This is a genomic window from Pseudolactococcus laudensis (genome assembly GCF_013449735.1).
GTDB lineage: Bacteria > Bacillota > Bacilli > Lactobacillales > Streptococcaceae > Pseudolactococcus > Pseudolactococcus laudensis.
The window spans coordinates 36502-57800 of sequence record NZ_JACBNY010000007.1 but is presented as its reverse complement, the minus strand read 5'-3'; the positions used below and the strand labels follow the sequence as shown (position 1 = coordinate 57800).

Sequence of the window (21299 nt, the reverse complement as noted above, 5' to 3'; positions counted from 1 at the left end):
GTTTATCAGACGCTATTTTAAGGGCTCAAGTTAGCCAAGTTATTGACGTTTAGAAGAGGGAAAATCTAAAAAATGATAATGAATAATGAAATTTTTTGTTCATTTTGTGGTAAATCACAAGATGAAGTTAAGAAGATTATCGCTGGTAGCGATGTATATATTTGTAATGAGTGTGTTGAATTATCAATGGACATTTTGCGTGAAGAGTTTAAAGGCGAAGGTCAAACTGATGTTTTGGAAAGTAAAACACCAAAAGAATTATTGGCTGTTTTAAACGAATATGTGATTGGTCAAGATACCGCCAAACGTGCACTTTCTGTTGCAGTTTATAACCACTACAAACGTATTAACTTTTCGGAAAGCAAGGAAAATGATGATGTTGAACTGCAAAAATCAAATATTTTGATGATTGGTCCAACGGGTTCTGGTAAAACTTTCTTGGCACAAACTTTAGCGCGTTCACTAAATGTACCTTTTGCCATTGCTGATGCAACGAGTTTGACTGAGGCAGGTTATGTTGGTGAAGATGTGGAAAATATTCTACTCAAACTCTTACAAGCATCGGACTATAACGTTGAACGTGCTGAACGTGGGATTATCTATGTTGATGAAATAGATAAGATTGCTAAAAAATCTGAAAATGTCTCGATTACACGTGATGTTTCAGGCGAGGGTGTCCAACAAGCCTTGCTGAAAATCATCGAGGGAACAGTTGCGAGTGTGCCACCACAGGGCGGACGTAAACACCCTAACCAAGAAATGATTCAGTTGGATACAAAAAACATCCTCTTTATCGTTGGTGGTGCTTTTGATGGCATCGAAGAAATTGTTAAACAGCGTTTTGGTGAGAAAATCATCGGTTTTGGTGCCAATAACAAAGCATTAGGCGAAAATGATTCTTACATGCAAGAAATTGTGGCTGAAGATATTCAAAAATTTGGTTTAATTCCTGAGTTTATCGGCCGTCTGCCAATCGTTGCAGCACTTGAGCGTTTGACCAAGGATGACTTGGTACATATTCTGACCGAGCCTAAAAATGCACTCGTTAAACAATATCAGCGTCTCCTTAGTTTTGACGACGTGGCCTTAGAATTCGAATCTGGTGCTTTAGATGCCATTGCTGAAAAGGCAATTGAACGCAAAACAGGTGCTCGTGGCTTGCGCTCAATTATCGAGGAAGTGATGATGGATGTCATGTTTGAAGTGCCGAGCATGGAAAATGTGACGAAAGTCGTGATTACTGAGGAAGCTGTTCGGGGAACGGAAGAACCTTTAATCTTAGGCGCCTAAACGGTAATCCCAAACGTGATCAAAGTTGGTCACAGCGATAGAAATGAGAAACATGAAATTTAATATTCACAATGTCAGCTTGACAATTTCAGCGGCATCAAGTAAACAATACCCTGAAACTGATATGCCAGAAATTGCCCTAGCCGGTCGTTCAAATGTTGGTAAATCAAGTTTTATCAATACATTACTTAATCGTAAAAACTTTGCTCGGACTTCTGGTCGTCCTGGTAAAACGCAGCTCCTTAACTTTTTTAATATTGATGATACCCTTCATTTTGTAGACGTGCCGGGTTATGGCTATGCTCGCGTTTCTAAAAAAGAACGTGAAAAATGGGGCGGCATGATTGAGGAATATTTGACAACACGTGCGAATTTACGTGCGGTTGTGAGCTTGGTGGATATGCGACACGAGCCATCGGCTGATGATATTCAGATGTATGAATTCCTGAAATACTATGAAATTCCAGTTATTTTGGTTGCGACCAAGGCTGATAAAATTCCGCGTAGTAAATGGAATAAGCACGAGAGCATGATTAAGAGAACTTTGCAGTTCGATAGTACGGATGATTTTGTCATTTTTTCAAGTTTTGATAAAACTGGCTTAGACGAGGCATGGCAAGTTATTGAAAGTTTTGTCGATTAAACTCATCTAAATTAAAAAAATTATAGAAATGTTCTGAAAATTCTGCTATAATGGCACTAATGATATTTTATATTTTGAAGGAGCGTTAAGACACATGACAATCAATATTGCTTTACTCGGATTCGGAACAGTAGCAAGTGGCATTCCTTTTTTACTAAAAGAAAATGGCGAAAAAATCACTGCTCAAGCGGGTACTGATATTCAAATCGCAAAATTCTTGGTTAGAGATGATGCTGAGAAACAAGCGTTATTAGCACAAGGCCATCAGTATGAATTTGTGACTGATATAACAGCCATCCTGAACGATGATACAATTGATATAGTTATTGAATTGATGGGCCGCATCGAGCCAGCTAAGACTTTCATCACACAAGCCCTACAAGCTAAAAAACATGTTGTGACTGCTAATAAAGATTTATTGGCAGTTCATGGTTCAGACTTGCTAAAAGTTGCTACTGACAATGGTGTGGTCTTGTATTATGAAGCAGCAGTCACAGGAGGAATACCTATTCTTCGTACCCTTGCAAACTCTTATACAGCTGATAAAATTACTAAAATACTCGGTGTTGTCAATGGGACTAGTAATTTCATGATGACGAAGATGGTTGATGAAGGTTGGACTTATGATGAAGCGCTAGCCGAGGCAAGTCGTCTGGGTTATGCTGAATCAGACCCAACAAATGATGTTGACGGTATTGATGCTGCTTATAAAATTGTGATTCTCAGTCAATTTGCATTTGGTATGACAATCAAATTTGAAGATGTACGTCATGAAGGCATCCGAAATATTACGCCAGAAGATGTTAAGCTGGCACAAAAATTGGGATTTGTTATTAAATTAGTAGGTGAAATTGTTGAACGTCCTTCAGGTATTTATGCAGAGGTTGTGCCAACATTCTTACCTAAGAATCACCAACTCGCGACTGTCAACGGTGTCATGAACGCTGTCTTTGTTGAATCTATCGGAATTAATGAAGCCATGTTCTATGGTCCTGGTGCTGGTCAAAAACCAACAGCGACATCAGTTGTTGCAGATGTAATTGAACTTGCTAAAGGGATTGATAAAGGTGAAGTATTACCTGCTTTTAATACCTTTACACGCGAAACAGTCTATGCAACAAAAGAGGATTTAGTCGACAAATACTATTTTGCGATTGAGACAGAAGATAAAGCTGGGCAACTTCTTCACTTGGCAGAACTTTTTCATGCAGAAAATGTGTCATTTGAGCAAGTCTTCCAAGAAAATATTGGTGATGACCGCGCAAGTATTGCTATTATTTCGCACAAAATGGATTTGAATCAATTTGACAGTCTAGTAGAAAAAATCTCAAATCTAGAAGGTTTCACACTTCGCAACACAATTAAAGTAATTTAAAGGTAAGACAGATGACTTTGACAATATCAGTACCAGCAACATCAGCCAATCTTGGACCAGGATTTGACTCAGTTGGGCTTGCGGTTAATCTTTATTTGACGATTGAGCTATTAGAAGCAACAAATCATTGGCATATCGAGCATGATTTAGGGGTAGAAGTACCGTCTGATGAACGTAATTTGTTACTTGAGACTGCCTTACAGGTATCTCCAAGCTTACAGCCACACAAGATAAAAATGATTAGTGAGATACCTTTGGCGCGTGGTCTGGGTTCTTCTAGTTCAGTCGTTGTTGCAGGGATTGAACTTGCCAACCAACTTGGTCAACTTAATTTGACAGGTGCTGACAAGATAGCAATTGCTACAAAAATTGAAGGGCATCCTGATAATGTTGCTCCTGCGATTTTTGGTAATTTAGTCATTGCCAACAGCATAGGCGGAAAAACCAATCATGTTACAGCACCAATGCCAGAGACGGGTCTACTTGCTTTTATTCCGGATTATGAACTGAAAACGAGTGATTCACGTCAAGTACTACCTAACGAATTTACCTATCATGATGCAGTGGCAGCTAGTGCAATTGCTAACGTTGCAATTGCAGCACTTTTGACAGGTGATATGGCACTTGCCGGTCAACTCATGGAACAAGATTTATTCCATGAAAGCTATCGTGGTAAGCTTGTGCCAGAAGTTGCTAAAATCCGAGAAATCAGTCATGCTAAGGGTGCTTATGCGACATATTTATCTGGTGCTGGCCCAACTGTCATGATCATGATGCCAATAGATAAATTAACAACAATTAAGTCAGAGCTTGAAGCACAAGAATTTTCAGGTCAGTTATTAGAATTGGCAGTTGATACACAAGGTATTAAAGTCGTGTATTAAGTATTACAGGGATGCTGTCAAATTTTATCTTTAAATCAAAGATTGAAAACTGTACGTTAATCAGTCGCCTTACGCATAAAATTAGAATTTTTACGGTCTTGTTCAATCTTGAACTCGTGAAAATTCTATTTTTAATTTTACACGGACATGATTGAGGTCATATTAAATAAGGAAGACTAGAGATAAATAATTTGATAGTCAAAAGGGGGAATATGTGAAAAAAGGTTTATTACTAGCGTTTGGCTCTTATATTGCTTGGGGATTTCTCTCCATATTTTGGAAATTATTGAGTGGGGTTGATGCCTACGAAGTTTTTTCTTATCGAATGATGTCGACGATGTTGACGATGCTGCTATATTTCCTCTTATTTGGTCGAATGAATAAATTGAAAACTGAGGTATCAGGTTTACTTGCGAATAAATCTGAATTGATCTCCATGATTTTGGCAAGTTTCCTGATTTCAATTAATTGGCTCGTCTTTATTTATGCAGTTGGTCATGGACAGGCAACAGCCGCAAGTCTGGGATATTATATTAATCCTCTGTTTTCTGTTTTATTGGCTGTTGTCTTTCTCAAAGAAAATTTGGAAAACTTCACTAAGATATCACTTGCATTTGCTCTATTAGGTGTCTTAATTTTAACAGTTCAAAGTGGTCATTTACCTATTGTGTCAATTCTATTGCCTTTTTCATTTGGCACTTATGGCATGATAAAGAAAAATGTGACACTCTCAAGTGATGTTGCCGTGTTTGTGGAAACAATCATTGTGACGCCCTTTGTGTTAATCTTTATTCTATTTTTTGCTAAGCATACACCAAGTGATTATACGGTTTACCAAATTATCTATTTGATTTTGTCAGGGATTATTACAGCCATTCCTTTGCTTTTATTTGCAGAAGCGCTGAAACAAGCCCCTCTTAACGTCGTTGGCTTTGTGCAGTATGTTAGTCCCACGATACAATTGGCAGTGGCGATATTCCTTTTCCACGAAACTTTTAAACTAGAAAACTTATATGGTTTTGCAGCCATTTGGCTTGCCATTATTGTCTTTATCATCGGGCAAGTTATGCTGATGAAAAAGACTAAAAATATGGTAAAATAATAGTGTTGTACCTTTGGTACAAGCTATTTTTATGTGATGACTAGATGCGTCTTGCACGAAAAAATTTTTGATACGAAAAGAGCAAATATGTTAACAAAAAATGAAATACTTGAAAAATTACCGGAATTGGTGGTGAAATTTGATGAACCACTCTCCAATTATACCTACACGAAAGTTGGTGGACCAGCTGATTTTCTCGCTTTTCCGACAGATAAATATCAGTTGCAAACATTGGTTAAACTTGCCAACGAAACGCAGACACCCTTCCTCGTTTTGGGCAATGCTAGTAATCTTATCGTTCGTAACGGTGGTATTCGTGGTTTCGTTATTCTACTCGAAAAAATGAACACGATTCGTGCCAATGGTTATGTGATTGAAGCGCAGGCTGGTGCTAGTTTAATCGATACGACGCAAGTCGCTTTGGATAATTCATTGACTGGCTTTGAATTTGCCTGTGGTATTCCAGGGTCAGTTGGTGGTGCTGTATTTATGAATGCAGGTGCCTACGGTGGGGAGATTGCGACAGTCCTATCTAGCGTTCAGGTCATGGACCAATCAGGTGATATTTTCGTGATTTCTGCAGAGGATATGCAGTTTGGCTACCGTAAATCAATTCTGAAAAGTAAACATTATATTGCCCTATCAGCAAAATTTTCGTTAAGCAGTGGTGATTACGAAGTTATTAAAGCTGAGATGGCACGATTAACTCACTTGCGAGAATTAAAACAGCCGCTGAAATTTCCAAGTTGTGGCTCTGTATTTAAGAGACCGGTTGGCTACTTTGCAGGTCAGTTGATTCAAGATGCAGGTTTACAAGGTCATCAGATTGGTGGTGTTCAAGTCTCTAAAAAGCATGCCGGCTTTATGGTCAATGTTGATAACGGTACTGCCAAGGACTACGAGGCATTAATTGCTTATGTCATTGCGCAAGTCAAAGCGTCTTCTGGTGTGACATTAGAACCAGAGGTACGAATTTTAGGAGAAGAAAAAATTGACGACTAACCCAATCATTGAGTTCAAGAATGTGTCTAAGTCTTTTGAAGATAACGGTCAACTCATCCTCAGAGATATTAATTTTGAGTTAGAGGCGGGGAAATTTTATACGCTTTTAGGCGCGTCAGGCTCAGGTAAATCAACAATCCTCAATATTATTGCGGGTTTGACTGACGCAACGACTGGTGATATCTATCTTGACAATGAACGTATTAATGATGTGCCAATCAATCAACGTGATGTGCATACTGTTTTCCAAAATTATGCCTTATTACCTCATAAAAATGTGTTTGATAATATTGCCTTTCCTTTAAAAATTCGCAAGGTTGAAAAATCACAGATTGAAAAACGTGTGCTAGATGCGCTTAAAATGGTTCGTTTGACAGGTTTTGAAAACCGACGCATTCAAAAATTATCTGGAGGTCAGCGTCAACGTGTCGCAATTGCGAGAGCAATTGTCAATCAACCCAAGGTTGTTTTGCTAGATGAACCTTTGAGCGCCCTTGACTTGAAATTACGGACTGAAATGCAGTACGAACTTCGTGCGCTACAACAAAAACTAGGCATTACATTTGTTTTTGTCACGCATGACCAAGAAGAGGCCTTAGCCATGAGTGACTGGATATTTATCATCAATGATGGCGAAATTGTTCAATCGGGCACACCAGTGGATATTTATGACGAGCCGATTAATCGCTTTGTAGCGAATTTTATTGGTGAATCTAATATCATCTCAGGGATTATGATAGATGATTATTTGGTCGAGTTTAATGGCAAAAGATTTGAATCTGTCGATGGTGGGATGAGAAAAAATGAACCGGTTGAAGTTGTCATTCGACCGGAAGATTTAAGATTGACGTTACCAGATGAAGGAAAGTTAATTGTTAAGGTACAAACGCAACTCTTCCGCGGTGTACATTATGAAATCATTGCGGTTGACGAGTTAGGACAAGATTGGATGATTCATTCAACACGACGCGCGATTGTTGGGGAGGTAATTGGTCTTGATTTTGAATCAGAAGACATTCATATTATGCGACTCAATGAAACAGAAGAAGAATTTGATGCTCGGATTGAAGAATATGTAGATGAGGAGATTGTTGAAGCTGGTTTAATCAATGCAATTGAAGAGGAAAACATCAAAGACTAAAAGATGGTCTGTTGTTACATCTGCATGATTGGTAAGTTTACTCAGCTGATAGAAAGTTAATTAGCTGATTTGTAATAGGGGGAAAAAATGAAGAAATATATTGAGGTACCAGATACACTCGCAGAAGTACTGAACGGTGATGAAGATGATTTGATTTTGGAAGCTGTTGATAATGGGTTTTTGATCAAATTAAAAAGTGCCTCAATTAACAATCGTCAAAATTTCTCTTTAAGACACCTACTAATTCCAAGTTTATTTGCTTGGCTTATGGCTCTGATGACTTTCTTAATCACTCAAAAATCACAAATTTCTTTTACTGGCGACGATGTGATTTCCGTTGCTCATGCAAGTACGGTTTTCGGCATATTCACAGGTTTCATTTCGTTCATTTTAGCTTATCGAAAAATACCGCATGCTCAGGCTAAGCAATCTTGGTTTACGAAAATGCGGGAAACATTGACCTTATCTTTAACCTATTCTTTAGTGACTTTAGCAGTGACTGTCATTACATTTTATATTATGCGCCACACCTTTAGTGGGGTTAGTTTTGACCCAGTGTCCGCCTCTTTATTTGTTCTAGCCTTTTCAGCAGTTATCAATTTTGTTTTAATTTCTTCTGCCGTGTCTGTCAAAGTGTCTAATCTAATCGCCATGCTATTTGTTACTTTCATTGTTGGCGTTCTCGTTGCTATGGCTTTGAATAATCAACGAGATTGGTGGCAATTTAACTTTAGTTTTTTAGGGACTTATGAGGCTAAAAGACATTGGGAATTTAATATGACGCTGATTTTTTCAGCATTCATTTTACTAACGATTACTGACTATTTGTTTTCAGAGTTTTCGCAAAGTGCCTTTTATACTAAAAAAAGTACAGTCGTTCGATTTTTCTATTATTTAATTGCAGTCTTAATTGCCTGTGTCGGAATTTTCCCAGCTAATAGTTATTCATGGACGATGACCGTGCATAATTTATCTGCTTTTGGCATCGTTATTTGTATCATTGTATTAATTCTGCTTTTAAAATGGCTTATACCAGACATTTCTAAAGAATTTCTCGTATTTTCTGCTATCACGCTTGGTTTACTAGTATTATCTGCTTTTCTATTTTTAGGGATTCATTATCTGTCTTTGACATTTTTTGAAATCATCGCCTTTGTTATTGCTTTTATCTGGCTAGTGATGTTGATTAATGCGATTCAAGATTTGTCGCAATCACATCGTCGCTGGCAACTTAAACTTGTCGATATGACACCAAAAGAAACTTTATGACTAAAAAAACACAACTATCCGCTATTCCCTATTGTCTTTGGCTATTCTTATTTGTTCTAGCCCCTATCGCTTTATTGGTTTATAAATCATTTTTCGATATTGATGGCAATGTGACTTTGGCTAATTATGGGACGTATTTTACCAGTTGGACTTATCTGAAAATGTCCGTGAATTCTGTGATTTATGCAGCTATCATTACGGCTGTGACACTTATCATCAGCTATCCAACTGCTTATTTTTTGACAAAATTAAAACATAAACAACTTTGGTTGATGTTGATTATTTTACCTACCTGGATTAACCTCTTACTCAAAGCCTACGCATTTATTGGTATTTTCGGACAATCTGGTGCGGTTAATGGTTTCCTGAACTTTATGGGGCTTGGTAGTCAACAAATCTTGTTTACCGATTTTTCTTTTATTTTTGTTGCTGCTTATATTGAAATTCCTTTCATGGTCCTACCTATTTTTAATGCGATAGATGAGATTGACGGCAATTTGATTAAGGCTGGATATGATTTAGGGACAACACGGTTTCAAAATTTCACACAAATTATTTTTCCACTTTCTATGAATGGTGTTAGGTCAGGTGTTCAAGCTGTTTTTATCCCCAGTCTAAGCCTGTTCATGCTGACGAGATTAATCGGTGGTAACCGTGTGATTACTTTAGGGACTGCCATTGAGGAACATTTCCTTGTTACTCAAAACTGGGGTATGGGGGCAACCATTGGCATGGTCCTCATTATCACAATGTTTGCTGTGATGTTCTTGACACGGGAGAGAGGTAGCAAAGCATGAAACGACGTTTTAAATTTGAAAATGCTTATTTGATTTTTGTTTTTGCTCTTTTGTACCTGCCTATTTTTTATCTAATTATTTATGCCTTCAATAAAAATGGCAATATGAATGCCTTTACTGGCTTTACTTTTGAATATTTTCAAGCTTTATTTGCTGACCATCGCTTGATTTTAATTGTCGTTCAGACCTTTTTACTCGCTTTTTTATCAGCGTTTATTGCGACAATTATTGGCACTTTTGGGACAATCTATATTCACCGAGCAAAAAAGAAACGCCAGAATACTATTTTGTCACTTAATAACGTCTTGTTGGTTTCACCTGATGTTATGATTGGTGCAAGCTTTCTTATTTTGCTTACCTCAATCGGGTTTAAATTAGGCTTTGCGTCAGTTTTAATGGCGCACATTGCCTTCTCGATACCTATTGTTGTGCTCATGGTCTTACCTCGTTTGCAAGAAATGGATCAGGATATGATCAATGCAGCCTATGATTTAGGCGCGACTCAGCGCCAAACAATGACAGAAGTTGTGCTACCATTTTTAACTCCGGGTATTATCGCCGGATTCTTCATGGCCTTTACCTATTCTCTAGATGATTTTGCGGTAACTTTCTTTGTTACCGGTAATGGTTTTTCAACTTTGTCCGTTGAAATCTACTCACGCGCACGTCACGGCATCTCACTTGAAATCAATGCGTTATCTGCATTAGTGTTTATACTTTCAATTTTGCTTGTAATCGGTTATTATATGATTATGAGGAGCGCAGATGAAGACAAATAAATTTACCCAAAAAATCATCTTCATGACTATCATGCTAGTGGCTTTAGCTGGTGTTTTCGGCTTTTTTAAGTGGCAAGGTGACCATAAAGCTGGTGAAGCAGTATCGAAAATTACCTGGCAAGAACATACCTATATTTATGACCAGGCTGATTTATTATCAGATACGACTAAAAATGACTTGAATCATCAACTCGAAAACCTAGATGTGAGTAAAAAAGCTCAAATTATTGTTTTAACAGTTGATACGTTGAAAAATAAGATGATTCAAGAATATGCCAATACGGTCTTTAATCAAACAGGTATTGGAGATAAGGAGAGTGATAACGGCTTACTCATGCTCATTGCAAAGGATGAGAAAAAAGTATGGGTGGAGGTTGGTCAAGGCCTCGAGGGAGAGTTAAACGATGGCAAAGTCGGTCGAATTTTAGACAATGACTTTGTCCCCTATCGTGCCAAAGATGATTATGATACCGCAGTATCTCAAACCATTAAAGCATTTTCAGATGTCTTAACTGGCAATGCTAATAGTGAGCAAACATCTGAAGAACAAACACCTGAAGCGCCTTCTCATAATGATTATGAGAATAATCAAGAACAATCTTCGGGTAATCCAATAGGTGGTTTGATTGTTTTCGGGATTATATTTATCTTTATTTTAGGTATGATTTTAACTGGACATGGCGATATCCTTATGTGGATTCTCATTGCGATTTTCAATAATCGTGGTGGTGGCTCAGGAGGCTATGGTGGTGGTTCTGATGGGTCATCAGGTGGTGGCGGCGGCTTTGGCGGCGGTTCTTCATCGGGTGGCGGAGCTGGTCGATAATATACTCATTTAAATAAGTGTATGACTTTACAAAATAGAAAAGAGAAAAAAGATGAATTTTATTAAAAAGAATGGTTTAGTTGTAGGTATATTAGCAGTACTTGTCATTGTGATTGTAGCATTTTTCAGCATTGGCAACGGTATTACAAAAGAAGAAAACAGTGTAGATTCAGCCTATGCTGATATTGATACGCAATTACAACGTCGGAATGACTTAATCCCTAATTTGGTTGAAACAGTTAAGGGCTATGCTGAACATGAAGAAAAAATCTTTACAGCAATATCTACGGCGCAAAGTGCGATGAGTAAAGCCGAAACTGTTACAGATAAAGCTGCAGCTAACGACCAAGTTAGTTCAGCTTTGAATGGTTTATTACGCTTGCAAGTGAGCTATCCTGATATCAAGGCAGACAAACAGTTCACGCAGTTAGCAGATGAATTGGCTGGTACTGAAAATCGTATTGCAGTCGCACGGACGCGTTATAATGATGCAGTGAAATCTTACAATACAAAAATTTCACTTTTTCCAACGTCTATCGTCGCGAGTATGCGTGGTGCAAGTAAAAAAGACTACTTTAAAGCTGCTGACTCTGCTAAAGATGCACCAAGTGTTAATTTTGGTGATAGCAGTAAATAAATGAAAAGATTAGTCTACTTTATGGGGGGCGTTCTCGCCATTATTGCTGTGCTTGGTGTGTTATCCGTTAAATTATCCGCGGATAGCGGCAGCTCAGCGATTAGTAACCAGCTTACCATTTACAACTGGGGCGATTATATCGACGAAAGTTTACTGAAAAGTTTCGAAAAAGAGACGGGTTACAAGGTTAATTATGTGACGTTTGATTCGAATGAGGCGATGTACACGAAGATTAAGCAGGGCGGTACGACTTATGATATCGCGATTCCGAGTGAGTACATGATCGATAAGATGAAGTCGGAGAAGCTGTTGAATAAGCTCGACCATTCTAAGATTAAAGGGTTGGATAATATCGACCCTAGGTTCTTAAATCAAAGTTTTGATGCTGACAATGCCTATTCGATTCCTTATTTTTGGGGAACGCTTGGGATTACCTATAACGATGAGAAGGTTAAAACACCACCTGCGCATTGGCAAGATTTGTGGTCGTCTGATTATAAAAACAATTTGATGTTGATTGATGGGGCGCGTGAAGTGATTGGTCTGGCGCTTAATGAACAAGGTGATAGTGTTAATTCGAAAGATATGGGGCAGTTAAATAAGGCCTATAATCATCTCAAGTCATTGACGACTAATGTCAAAGCTATTGTTGCCGATGAAATTAAACAGTATATGATTAATAATGAAGCTGCTGTTGCGGTCACTTTTTCTGGGGAAGCGGCAGAAATGGTGAGTGAAAATGAGCATCTGCATTATGTTGTGCCAAGCGAGGGTTCAAATCTCTGGTTTGACAATATCGTAATTCCTAAGACGGCTAAAAATTATGATGCGGCTTATGCTTTTATCAATTATATGCTGAGACCTGAAATTGCAGCTAAAAATGCGGAATATGTTGGCTATGCCACACCAAATATGAAAGCCGAGGCTATACTGCCTAAGCAAATCACGTCAGATAGAGCTTTCTATCCAGATGCGACTGCTATGAAAAATTTAGAAGTTTATAAAAACCTTGGCCCAGAATATCTAGGGATTTACAATGATTTGTTTTTGGAGTTTAAGATGTATCGGAAATAAACTGAGCCTTGCGCTCGGTTTTTTTCATGGCTGATAGCACGACACACGCAAAGATATGATATAATGAGGTCATGACTAATTTTAATAAAAATGATATTTTTGAAGTTCAAGTAATAGATTTGACCCACGAAGGCGCGGGTGTCGTGAAGATTGACGGCTATCCGTTTTTTGTCGAGAATGCCCTACCTGGTGAGATGATTGAGATGCGCGTCTTGAAAACAGGTAAGAAATTTGGCTTTGGTAAGGTTGAAACTTACCTGATGACTTCTGAGCACCGCGTTACAGATATCAATCTTGACTACTTGCGAACAGGCATTGCCGATTTTGGCCATTTAGCCTATGCTGAGCAATTGAAATTCAAACGCAAGCAGATTGTCGAGCTGCTCTCTAAAACAGCGCACAAGGTCGATTTTCCTGTTCTAAAGGCCATTCCTAGTCCAGACGTTACAAAGTACCGCAATAAAGCCAGCATCCCTGTCCGTTCAGTTAACGGCGTTCTGGAAACTGGATTCTTCCGCAAACATTCTCACACACTGGTTCCGGTGGAAGATTTCTTTATTCAACAACCTGAAATTGATGAAGTTGTGATCGCAGTTCGTGACCTCTTGAGAAAATTTGGGCTCAAAGCCTATAATGAAATTGAAAATACAGGTTTTGTTCGCAACGTTGTCGTCCGTCGTGCCCACGCAACAGGCGAAATCATGGTAATCTTCGTCACACGCAAGGCCTCGTTTTTCAAAGTTGACGGTGTTATAAACGCTCTTACCAAGCAATTCCCAGCCATCAAGTCGATCATGCAAAACGTCAACGCATCCACTGGCAATAACATTTTCGGAAGTGACTGGAACGTCTTGTTTGGACAAGATTTCATCACCGACATCATGTTAGAGCGCAAGTATGACATTTCTGCACCATCATTTTATCAGGTTAATACGCCTGCAGCAGAAGTCTTGTATGCTAAAGCGATCGAGTTTGCAGATTTGACCGCTGATGATGTTGTGATTGATGCCTACTCAGGTATCGGGACGATTGGTTTAACGTTTGCTGACAAGGTCAAACACGTTTATGGGGTTGAAGTTGTAGCAGCAGCCGTTGAAAATGCGCGTAAGAATGCTGAGTTGAATGGCATCGACAATGTGACTTATGTGACCGGTAAAGCCGAGAAAGTCATGGGTGACTGGGTAACTGAAGGCGTGAAACCTGATGTGATTATGGTCGATCCACCGCGTAAAGGCCTAGATGAGTCCTTTATCACATCAGCTGCTAGCGTTGGCGCACGAAGTATTGTTTATATTTCCTGTAATGCCGCGACCTTTGCGCGTGATGTCGTGCGGTTTGAAGAGTTGGGGTATGCGCTTGAGAAGGTGCAGCCTGTTGATTTGTTTCCGCAGACGCATCATATTGAGTTGGTTGGGTTGTTGACACGGAAGAAGTAAGACAGGACTGAAAAAGACTTGATATAAAGGGTTTTACAGATAATCGAGATTTTAGGTGAGATGAAAATCTTGCTTAAAATCTCATTTTTTTGTTTGTTCGGAAACATATCAACTGATTTAAAATCAGTAGGGTCGACATTACAATATTGCTTTTTGGTAGGGTTGTCGCTACAATAATGATATTATTAGAACTCGATGAACTTATAAAGTAATTACTTTATAAGTAGAAATTTGTATTTATATTAACAAAAAAGTGGTATAATTAAAGGAAAAAGGTGGTTAATAAATGGTCATAGACGATAAAAATCAAAAACAGCCTATGGAATTCTATAACATGTCGGATTTTCTAAGAGGACAATCTTCCAAATTAATAACAGGATTATCTGAAGAAGACAAAACGGCATTTGTATTAAAAAATGGGAAACCAGTTGCTATATTAATTTCTCATGATAGATACGAACGATTATTAAGAGCAGGAATAGATATAACAGAGTATTAATAAAATCGAGAGCGAAAGAGGCTAAATGAATGGCAGTGAAAAAATCAGAATTGTATTCTCTATTATGGGAAGCTTGTAATAAATTAAGAGGCGGTGTAGAACCATCTAGATATAAAGATTATGTTCTAATCTTGTTGTTCTTTAAATATGTATCTGATAGATATAAAGGTCAAAGATTTGCAGAGTTTACTGTAAATGAAGGTGCATCATTTGAAGATTTAATTGCAGCTAAAGGAAAGAGCGATGTAGGGGAACGTGTCGACAAAATTATTCAAAAGTTTCTTGAAGATAATCAACTTCAAGGTTCCTTACCTGATGTAAGCTTTAATAATCCTGATGAGTTAGGTGCAGGAAAAGAATTAGTTGATAAAGTGTCTGGATTAATTGCTATTTTTCAAAATCTTGCTATTGACTTTAAAACGAATAGAGCAAGTGGCGATGATATCATTGGCGATGCTTACGAATATTTCATGATGAAATTTGCACAGGAATCAGGAAAAAGTAAAGGTCAATTTTATACTCCAAGTGAAGTCTCTAGAGTTGTTGCTAGATTAATAGGAATCGGAAACATTAAACAGGAAACTGGTAAAAGTTGGACACTACACGACCCTGCAGCAGGAAGTGGTTCGCTTTTGATTAGGTCAGCAGATGAAGCACCTGTTAATGAAAATGGAGATTCTATAGTAAAGACCAGACATTGTTATCTATATTAATGGGATTGCAGTGGGGATTTTTGAGTTAAAACGTTCTTGTGTAAGTATTGGTGAAGGAATTCGTCAAAATCTTACGAATCAAAAGAAAGAATATATTCAAAACTTTTTTAGCACCATGCAGTTAGTTTTCGCAGGTAATGAAGCGGAAGGTATTAAATATGGAACAATTGAAACTTCAGAAAAATACTTTTTAAAATGGAAAGAAGATACCAAAGCAACAGATGTCCTTTCGTCAGAGGTTCAAAATATTCAGTCTTCAGAAAATAATAAATTGAGAGATGGGATTATTTCACTTTGTCAAAAAGAGAGACTTCTTTCAATCATTCATGATTTTGTTATCTATGATGCAGGGACAAAGAAAATTGCTAGGCACAATCAGTATTTTGCAAATATTGCTGTCAGAAAAAGAATCGCATCGGATTAAGGCGGTATTATTTGGAATACACAAGGATCAGGAAAATCTTTAATTATGGTCTGGTTAACTAAGTGGATAATTGAAAACATTGATAATAGCCGAGTGGTTATTATTACTGATAGAACAGAACTTGATGACCAAATCGAAAGTTTATTTATAGATGTTGAAGAAAAAGTGAAAAGAACCTCTAGTAGTTCCGATTTACGTGAAGTCTTAAACACCAATGAGAATTCTATAATATGTTCCTTAATCCATAAATATGGTCATAATGCAGGAAAACAAGCAGATGTTGACCAATATAGAAAAGAACTATTAAAAGACTTACCATCTGATTTTAAGGCGAAAGGTAAGATTGTTGCTTTTATTGATGAATGTCACCGTACTAATTCTGGAAAACTTCATGAGGCAGTGAAAGTGTTGATGCCAGATGCACTTCTAATTGGTTTTACAGGTACTCCTTTATTGAAAAAAGACAAGGCAACAAGTCTTGAAACATTTGGAACATATATCCATACTTATAAATTTAATGAAGGAGTTGAGGATGGGGTAGTCCTTGACCTTAGATATGAATCAAGAGATGTTGACCAAGATTTATCAAGTAAAGATAAAGTCGATTTGTGGTTTGAAAATAAAACATCAGGTTTAACTGAACGTGCAAAAACTCAACTCAAACAAAGCTGGACTTCAATCAATAAATTATATAGCTCAAAACAACGTCTAGAGAAAATTGCTAATGATATAATCTTTGACATGGATTTCAAACCACGTTTAAAAAATGAGCGTGGTACAGCTATGCTTGTCGCTAATAGTGTTTATGAAGCATGTAAATATTGGGAAATTTTTACAAATAATGGTTTCACTAAGTGTGCAGTAGTTACTTCATTTGAACCAAATTCAACTTCAGTGAGAACCGCAACAAGTGATTTAACTCGTGAAGGGGAAGAAGAGTATAAGAAGTCTATTTATGAACGGATGCTAAACGGGCAAAAACTGTCGGTTTTTGAAAAAGAAGTTAAAGAACAATTTAAAAAAGACCCTGCCAAGATAAAACTTCTAATTGTTGTAGACAAACTTCTAACAGGATTTGATGCTCCAAGTACAAGTTATCTCTATATTGATAAATCAATGAGAGATCATGACTTATTTCAAGCAATTTGCCGAGTAAATAGACCCGACGGAGAAGATAAGGACTATGGGTATATTGTAGATTATATGGACTTGTTCCGTAATGTACAATTGGCAGTAGCTGATTATACATCTGAAGCCTTTGAAGATTTTGATAAGGAAGATGTTGACGGCTTAATAAAAAATCGATATGAAGAAGCAAAATCTGAGATGGTAGGCTCTATTGCCTCCCTAAAAGATTTGTTAGAAAATGTTTCGGCTCCTAAAAATGATACAGATTATATTGATTATTTTTGTGGCGATGATAGTGAGAATGATGAATTTATTGGGAGAAGAGATATCCTATATTCTTTGACATCATCATTGACACGTTCATTTGCTAATTGTAGTGATAAGCTAGTAAGTGATTATGGCTACTCAGAAAATGAAGTGACAAATATTAGAAGCAACATAGCAAGTTACAATCGTATCAAAGAAATGGTAAAGTTGGCAAGTTGTGATTACATTGACCAAAAACCCTATGAAGCAGATATGAGATATATTCTTGATACTTATATTAAAGCAGAAGAGTCAAAAACGGTTAGTAAATTAGGAAATATGTCTTTGGTTGAATTACTTATTGATAACACTACAACAACACCAGTTGGTGCTATCATTGATGGTTTACCGGGTGACAATAACGCAAAAGCAGAAACGATTGATAATAACTTGCAGCATGAAATAGTCAAAAAAATGTCTTCGAACAAAGTGTATTATGGAAAGCTCTCTGAAATGCTTGAAACAATTATTGAGCAAAGAAGAATCGAAGCTATGAGCTATGAAGAATATCTGAGACATGTTGTTGAGCTTGCTCAAGCTATTTTACATCCCGAAGAACATGCAGATTATCCTGATTCAATTAAGGGAAGTGAATCTAAAAGAGCCTTGTACGATTATTTTAATAAAAATGAAGACATTGCTCTTGCGATTGACACATCCATTAGAAACGCAATACGTCCTGATTGGAAGAAAAATTATCAGAAACAACAAAAAATCAGAAATGCTATATATCACTGTTTAGCAGACTTTGATTATGGCGAGGAAGATGCAGTAGAGCAAACAAATATAATCTTTACAATTGCTGAAGGACAGGTTGAATATAATGATTAGTCAGGAAGTTATTGGTGGAATACCAATTGAAATCATCAAAAAGAAAAACCTAAAAAATCTTTATATTAGAGTGAATCCGCCAGAAGGAGAAGTTACAGTAAGTAGCCCAATTGATTATCCAGATGAAGAAATTAAACTCTTTGTGTTGAAAAAAATCCCCGAAATTACGAAAGTTAAGGATCGAATGCAATCACAAGTAAGACAAAGCAAGAGAGAGTTTGTTTCGGGGGAATCTCATTACTTATGGGGAAAACTTTATAGATTACAGGTTATTTCTGAAGGGAATAAATATGAGGTAGTAAAAAACCATAATAAAATTATTTTTTATGTCCCTAATACATCTACTGTTGAAAGTAGAGAACGTGCATTCAATGAATGGTATCGTAAAGAGCTTAACAGAGTTTTGAACGGGTTAATTATCAAATGTGAGCAAAAAACAAATTTATCGGCTAACGAGTACAAGATAAAAAATATGCGTACAAAGTGGGGAACTTGTAATATCGATAGTAGGAGAATTTGGATAAACCTTCAGCTTGCCAAAAAACCAGTTGAGTGCCTTGAATATGTTTTAATTCATGAGATGGTTCATTTATTGGAAAAGAATCACACCAATAGATTCCATGCTCTTGTAGAACAATTTTATCCAACTTGGAGAGTCGCAAAAAAAGTATTATCAGATATGCCATTAGATTACATTGGAAAGGATGAAGAGAAATTACATGAACTCCAAAACAACTACTAGTGACATCTTTGATATTAATAGGAAAACAGGCGCTCTTGTACTTGGTAAAAATCGGTTAGATGATTATGCGACAAAATTTCTTAATAAACACTTTAAACAAGCATTGATAGGACCAATGGCTTTACCAGTGGAAGAAATGATTGATGCTATGGGGCTTACAGTAGGGCAAGTTTCACTATCACGAAACCTAGACATATTTGGATGCTGTTTGTTACTAGATGGACATGTAGAAATTTATTCCTCTGAGGATGATTCAACTAAATCAAAGTACTTCGAGGCAGGAACAATTTTAATAGATCCTGCTTCTGAAGAAATATATGGAGTCGGTTCAAGGAGAAATACGTTAGTACATGAAGCTGTTCATTGGGAAAAAGACAAGCGATATTTCGAGATATTAAAAATTAAGAATCGAATCATAGATGAGGATTTTGCACCCATCATGTGCCGTCAATCGCAAACTTTTTTTGAGCCTCCAGAAGGGAAGAAAACAAAAGATAATGAAATAAAATGGTTGGAATGGCAAGCCCATAGAATCACGCCAAGAATTCTTATGCCAAAAGAATCATTTAAGAGAAAAGCATTATTGTTAATTCAAGGGTACTCCTCAAAAAGCCAAAGGGTATCATGTGACATTCTCATTGAAGATTTGAGTGAATTCTTTATTACTTCAAGATTATCGACAAAATTTAGGCTGCTAGAGGTTGGATTAAAAGAGGTAATTTCTAAATTTTATGATTATGAATCTGTTTATAATGAAATCAACTCAACTAGAGACTTTACACAAATAACAATCGAAGAAGCTTTTGAGATGCTAGATTCCAATTCTACCTTGCAAAATTGGGTTAGAGGAGGACGTTATGTTTTTGTTGATGGATACTTTGTATTAGCCAGTTCGCAATTTGTCACAAGAAAAAAAGGTGCATTAGCGTTAACTAGCAAGGATAGAAAAAATCTTGAGAAGTGTGTCATAAATATACGAGAGCAGCATTTTATTTCTTATGCTAATACTGATAAAGATTTTCTTGGTTTTGCAACTTTAAAAAAGTCTGAAGGGATTGATTGTAGGCTACTTACGTTCCATCCCAAGTTTCAGACCCCAACTGATTATGAGGAAGATGAAGTATATCAAGCCTTCTCTGATGAATTGACAGAATACAATGAAGAAGAGGAAATCGAACTTGTCAAAATGATAGGTGACCCCACTAAATCATTGTGTGATTGTCTTTGGTTTTTGATGAAGAATAGAAACTGGAATTATCCGGAAGTATTCAATGAAAAAACAGACTTGCATAAGAACTACCATGGTAAAATCAAAAATAATAAGTTAAACAATATGTCAAAAGAAAATCTTATGGCGTTATGTGTAGGATTGAAATTATGTTCAAGAGTAACGCTACAAGTGTTTAGTAAATCTGATAATAAACTCGACTTTTATACTGACCCAGATAAGACTTGGGTTCGAATACTAGATTTTACGCCGGGATTAAATATTCAGGACTTTAATGGTATTTTAGAGAAAAAAAGTTTAAAACTACTAGGAAGTGCGATAAAAGAATAAAATTTGATAACTCAATGAGTTGGTTGTTTGACCCCGAAAGGGGTCTTTTTTTTGTGGATTTTTGAAAAAGCTATATAAATTGAGCTTATATACACAACTCATTGAGTTGGTCATATAAAAAAGAAAACTTGTATATTAAGAATATGGATTGGGAAAAAGCCAATTCAAATTATATAAGTCCATTAAGCCTGCGCAGCAAGGACAGAATCGAATCAAGGAAAGTAGAGAAATTGGGCAACCTGTTTCTTGATACTAGTTGATTGTTCTGTTTTTGTTGTGCATTTTTTGCACCCAAATCAGTGCGAATGCTTTCCTAATTCCTTTCTGTCTCGATGGCAGGAAGGTAATGGGAAAATGACTAGATTTTTCAAAACAAGCCTAAAGAAGCGCACTAACTATATTTATTTTCATGCAGATGGGACTAAAACGGTAATTGAGACAAATGGTGATACGGAAGTATTTATTGAACTGTTACATGACGAAGATGATGAAGCAGTAAATAAGTACCGCCACTACGAATATTATGTGACTCAATCATTAGACCAAACCGTCAATAATGATTATGGTAAGGATATTTCACTTGGTGATGTTGTTACTGATGATGCACTAACTCCATTAGAAGAATTACTGGCATGGGAGTCCACCAAAGAGCAGGAACAGCTAATTTCTAAACTTCGTATGGCGATGACGGAATTAACTCCATTGCAACAAGATACATTGAAGCTATTTTTCTTTGATGGCATGACAAAGGTTGCAATTTCTGATTTACAAGGTAAATCCGAGACAGCAGTTCGCAAGTGTATTAATGGGGCAATTGAGTCGTTAAAAAAGAAATTAATTTAA

The 21299-nt window shown here is 36.9% G+C and carries 21 protein-coding genes; all 21 read left to right on the top strand.

The annotated features are described in order from the left end of the window. Positions 1–72 precede the first annotated feature (72 nt). The 21 genes from clpX (at position 73) to HZR21_RS05515 (ending at position 21299) form a co-directional block, all read left to right on the top strand. Positions 73–1290 (top strand): ATP-dependent Clp protease ATP-binding subunit ClpX, encoded by a 1218-nt coding sequence (gene clpX / locus HZR21_RS05610; RefSeq protein ID WP_180746814.1) that lies wholly within the window; start codon positions 73–75, stop codon positions 1288–1290. A gap of 52 nt (positions 1291–1342) precedes the next feature. Further along, the gene (gene yihA, locus HZR21_RS05605) at positions 1343–1933 is read left to right on the top strand and encodes a ribosome biogenesis GTP-binding protein YihA/YsxC (RefSeq protein ID WP_003137300.1); all 591 of its coding nucleotides are present in this window, start codon (positions 1343–1345) and stop codon (positions 1931–1933) included. 94 nt (positions 1934–2027) lie between these two features. Further along, a complete protein-coding gene (locus HZR21_RS05600; protein ID WP_180746813.1) occupies positions 2028–3308 on the top strand; it encodes a homoserine dehydrogenase in 1281 nt (426 codons plus the stop codon). Between the two features lie 17 nt (positions 3309–3325). Continuing rightward, the gene (thrB, locus tag HZR21_RS05595; RefSeq protein WP_180746848.1) at positions 3326–4192 is read left to right on the top strand and encodes a homoserine kinase; all 867 of its coding nucleotides are present in this window, start codon (positions 3326–3328) and stop codon (positions 4190–4192) included. Between the two features lie 214 nt (positions 4193–4406). Further along, positions 4407–5294, top strand: coding sequence for an EamA family transporter RarD (gene rarD / locus HZR21_RS05590; protein ID WP_180746812.1), 888 nt, complete (start codon positions 4407–4409; stop codon positions 5292–5294). Between the two features lie 87 nt (positions 5295–5381). Next, the gene (gene murB, locus HZR21_RS05585; RefSeq protein ID WP_180746811.1) at positions 5382–6296 is read left to right on the top strand and encodes a UDP-N-acetylmuramate dehydrogenase; all 915 of its coding nucleotides are present in this window, start codon (positions 5382–5384) and stop codon (positions 6294–6296) included. Next, positions 6286–7437, top strand: a complete 1152-nt coding sequence (locus tag HZR21_RS05580) for an ABC transporter ATP-binding protein (RefSeq protein WP_180746810.1) — start codon at positions 6286–6288, stop codon at positions 7435–7437. Before murB ends, HZR21_RS05580 begins: the two co-directional genes overlap by 11 nt. 87 nt (positions 7438–7524) lie before the next feature. Then, positions 7525–8706 carry a DUF998 domain-containing protein gene (locus HZR21_RS05575; RefSeq protein WP_180746809.1) on the top strand — a complete coding sequence of 394 codons (1182 nt, stop codon included), beginning with the start codon at positions 7525–7527 and terminating at the stop codon, positions 8704–8706. After that, entirely contained in the window at positions 8703–9503 is an 801-nt protein-coding gene (locus HZR21_RS05570) for an ABC transporter permease (RefSeq protein WP_180746808.1), read from the top strand. The genes HZR21_RS05575 and HZR21_RS05570 overlap by 4 nt, the downstream gene beginning before the upstream one ends. Continuing rightward, positions 9500–10282 (top strand): ABC transporter permease, encoded by a 783-nt coding sequence (locus tag HZR21_RS05565; protein WP_003137310.1) that lies wholly within the window; start codon positions 9500–9502, stop codon positions 10280–10282. Before HZR21_RS05570 ends, HZR21_RS05565 begins: the two co-directional genes overlap by 4 nt. Continuing rightward, positions 10269–11108, top strand: coding sequence for a TPM domain-containing protein (locus HZR21_RS11915; RefSeq protein WP_180746807.1), 840 nt, complete (start codon positions 10269–10271; stop codon positions 11106–11108). Before HZR21_RS05565 ends, HZR21_RS11915 begins: the two co-directional genes overlap by 14 nt. 52 nt (positions 11109–11160) lie before the next feature. Next, positions 11161–11745, top strand: a complete 585-nt coding sequence (locus HZR21_RS05555; protein WP_180746806.1) for a LemA family protein — start codon at positions 11161–11163, stop codon at positions 11743–11745. Continuing rightward, the gene (locus HZR21_RS05550) at positions 11746–12819 is read left to right on the top strand and encodes an ABC transporter substrate-binding protein (protein ID WP_180746805.1); all 1074 of its coding nucleotides are present in this window, start codon (positions 11746–11748) and stop codon (positions 12817–12819) included. Between the two features lie 71 nt (positions 12820–12890). Beyond that, positions 12891–14255 carry a 23S rRNA (uracil(1939)-C(5))-methyltransferase RlmD gene (gene rlmD, locus HZR21_RS05545; RefSeq protein ID WP_180746804.1) on the top strand — a complete coding sequence of 455 codons (1365 nt, stop codon included), beginning with the start codon at positions 12891–12893 and terminating at the stop codon, positions 14253–14255. 286 nt (positions 14256–14541) lie between these two features. Continuing rightward, positions 14542–14754, top strand: coding sequence for a type II toxin-antitoxin system Phd/YefM family antitoxin (locus HZR21_RS05540; RefSeq protein ID WP_180746803.1), 213 nt, complete (start codon positions 14542–14544; stop codon positions 14752–14754). A gap of 29 nt (positions 14755–14783) precedes the next feature. Beyond that, on the top strand, positions 14784–15467 hold the full coding sequence (locus HZR21_RS05535; RefSeq protein WP_246307812.1) for an N-6 DNA methylase: 684 nt from the start codon (positions 14784–14786) through the stop codon (positions 15465–15467). A gap of 10 nt (positions 15468–15477) precedes the next feature. Then, positions 15478–15891: a type I restriction endonuclease gene (locus tag HZR21_RS11600; protein ID WP_220441090.1), complete on the top strand. Its 414-nt coding sequence runs from the start codon at positions 15478–15480 to the stop codon at positions 15889–15891. A gap of 6 nt (positions 15892–15897) precedes the next feature. After that, positions 15898–18156: a type I restriction endonuclease subunit R gene (locus tag HZR21_RS12015; RefSeq protein ID WP_310592557.1), complete on the top strand. Its 2259-nt coding sequence runs from the start codon at positions 15898–15900 to the stop codon at positions 18154–18156. Continuing rightward, on the top strand, positions 18149–18898 hold the full coding sequence (locus HZR21_RS05525; protein ID WP_180746802.1) for a M48 family metallopeptidase: 750 nt from the start codon (positions 18149–18151) through the stop codon (positions 18896–18898). Before HZR21_RS12015 ends, HZR21_RS05525 begins: the two co-directional genes overlap by 8 nt. Next, on the top strand, positions 18876–20456 hold the full coding sequence (locus HZR21_RS05520) for an ImmA/IrrE family metallo-endopeptidase (RefSeq protein ID WP_180746801.1): 1581 nt from the start codon (positions 18876–18878) through the stop codon (positions 20454–20456). Before HZR21_RS05525 ends, HZR21_RS05520 begins: the two co-directional genes overlap by 23 nt. A 354-nt stretch (positions 20457–20810) precedes the next feature. After that, positions 20811–21299, top strand: a complete 489-nt coding sequence (locus HZR21_RS05515; RefSeq protein WP_180746800.1) for a sigma-70 family RNA polymerase sigma factor — start codon at positions 20811–20813, stop codon at positions 21297–21299.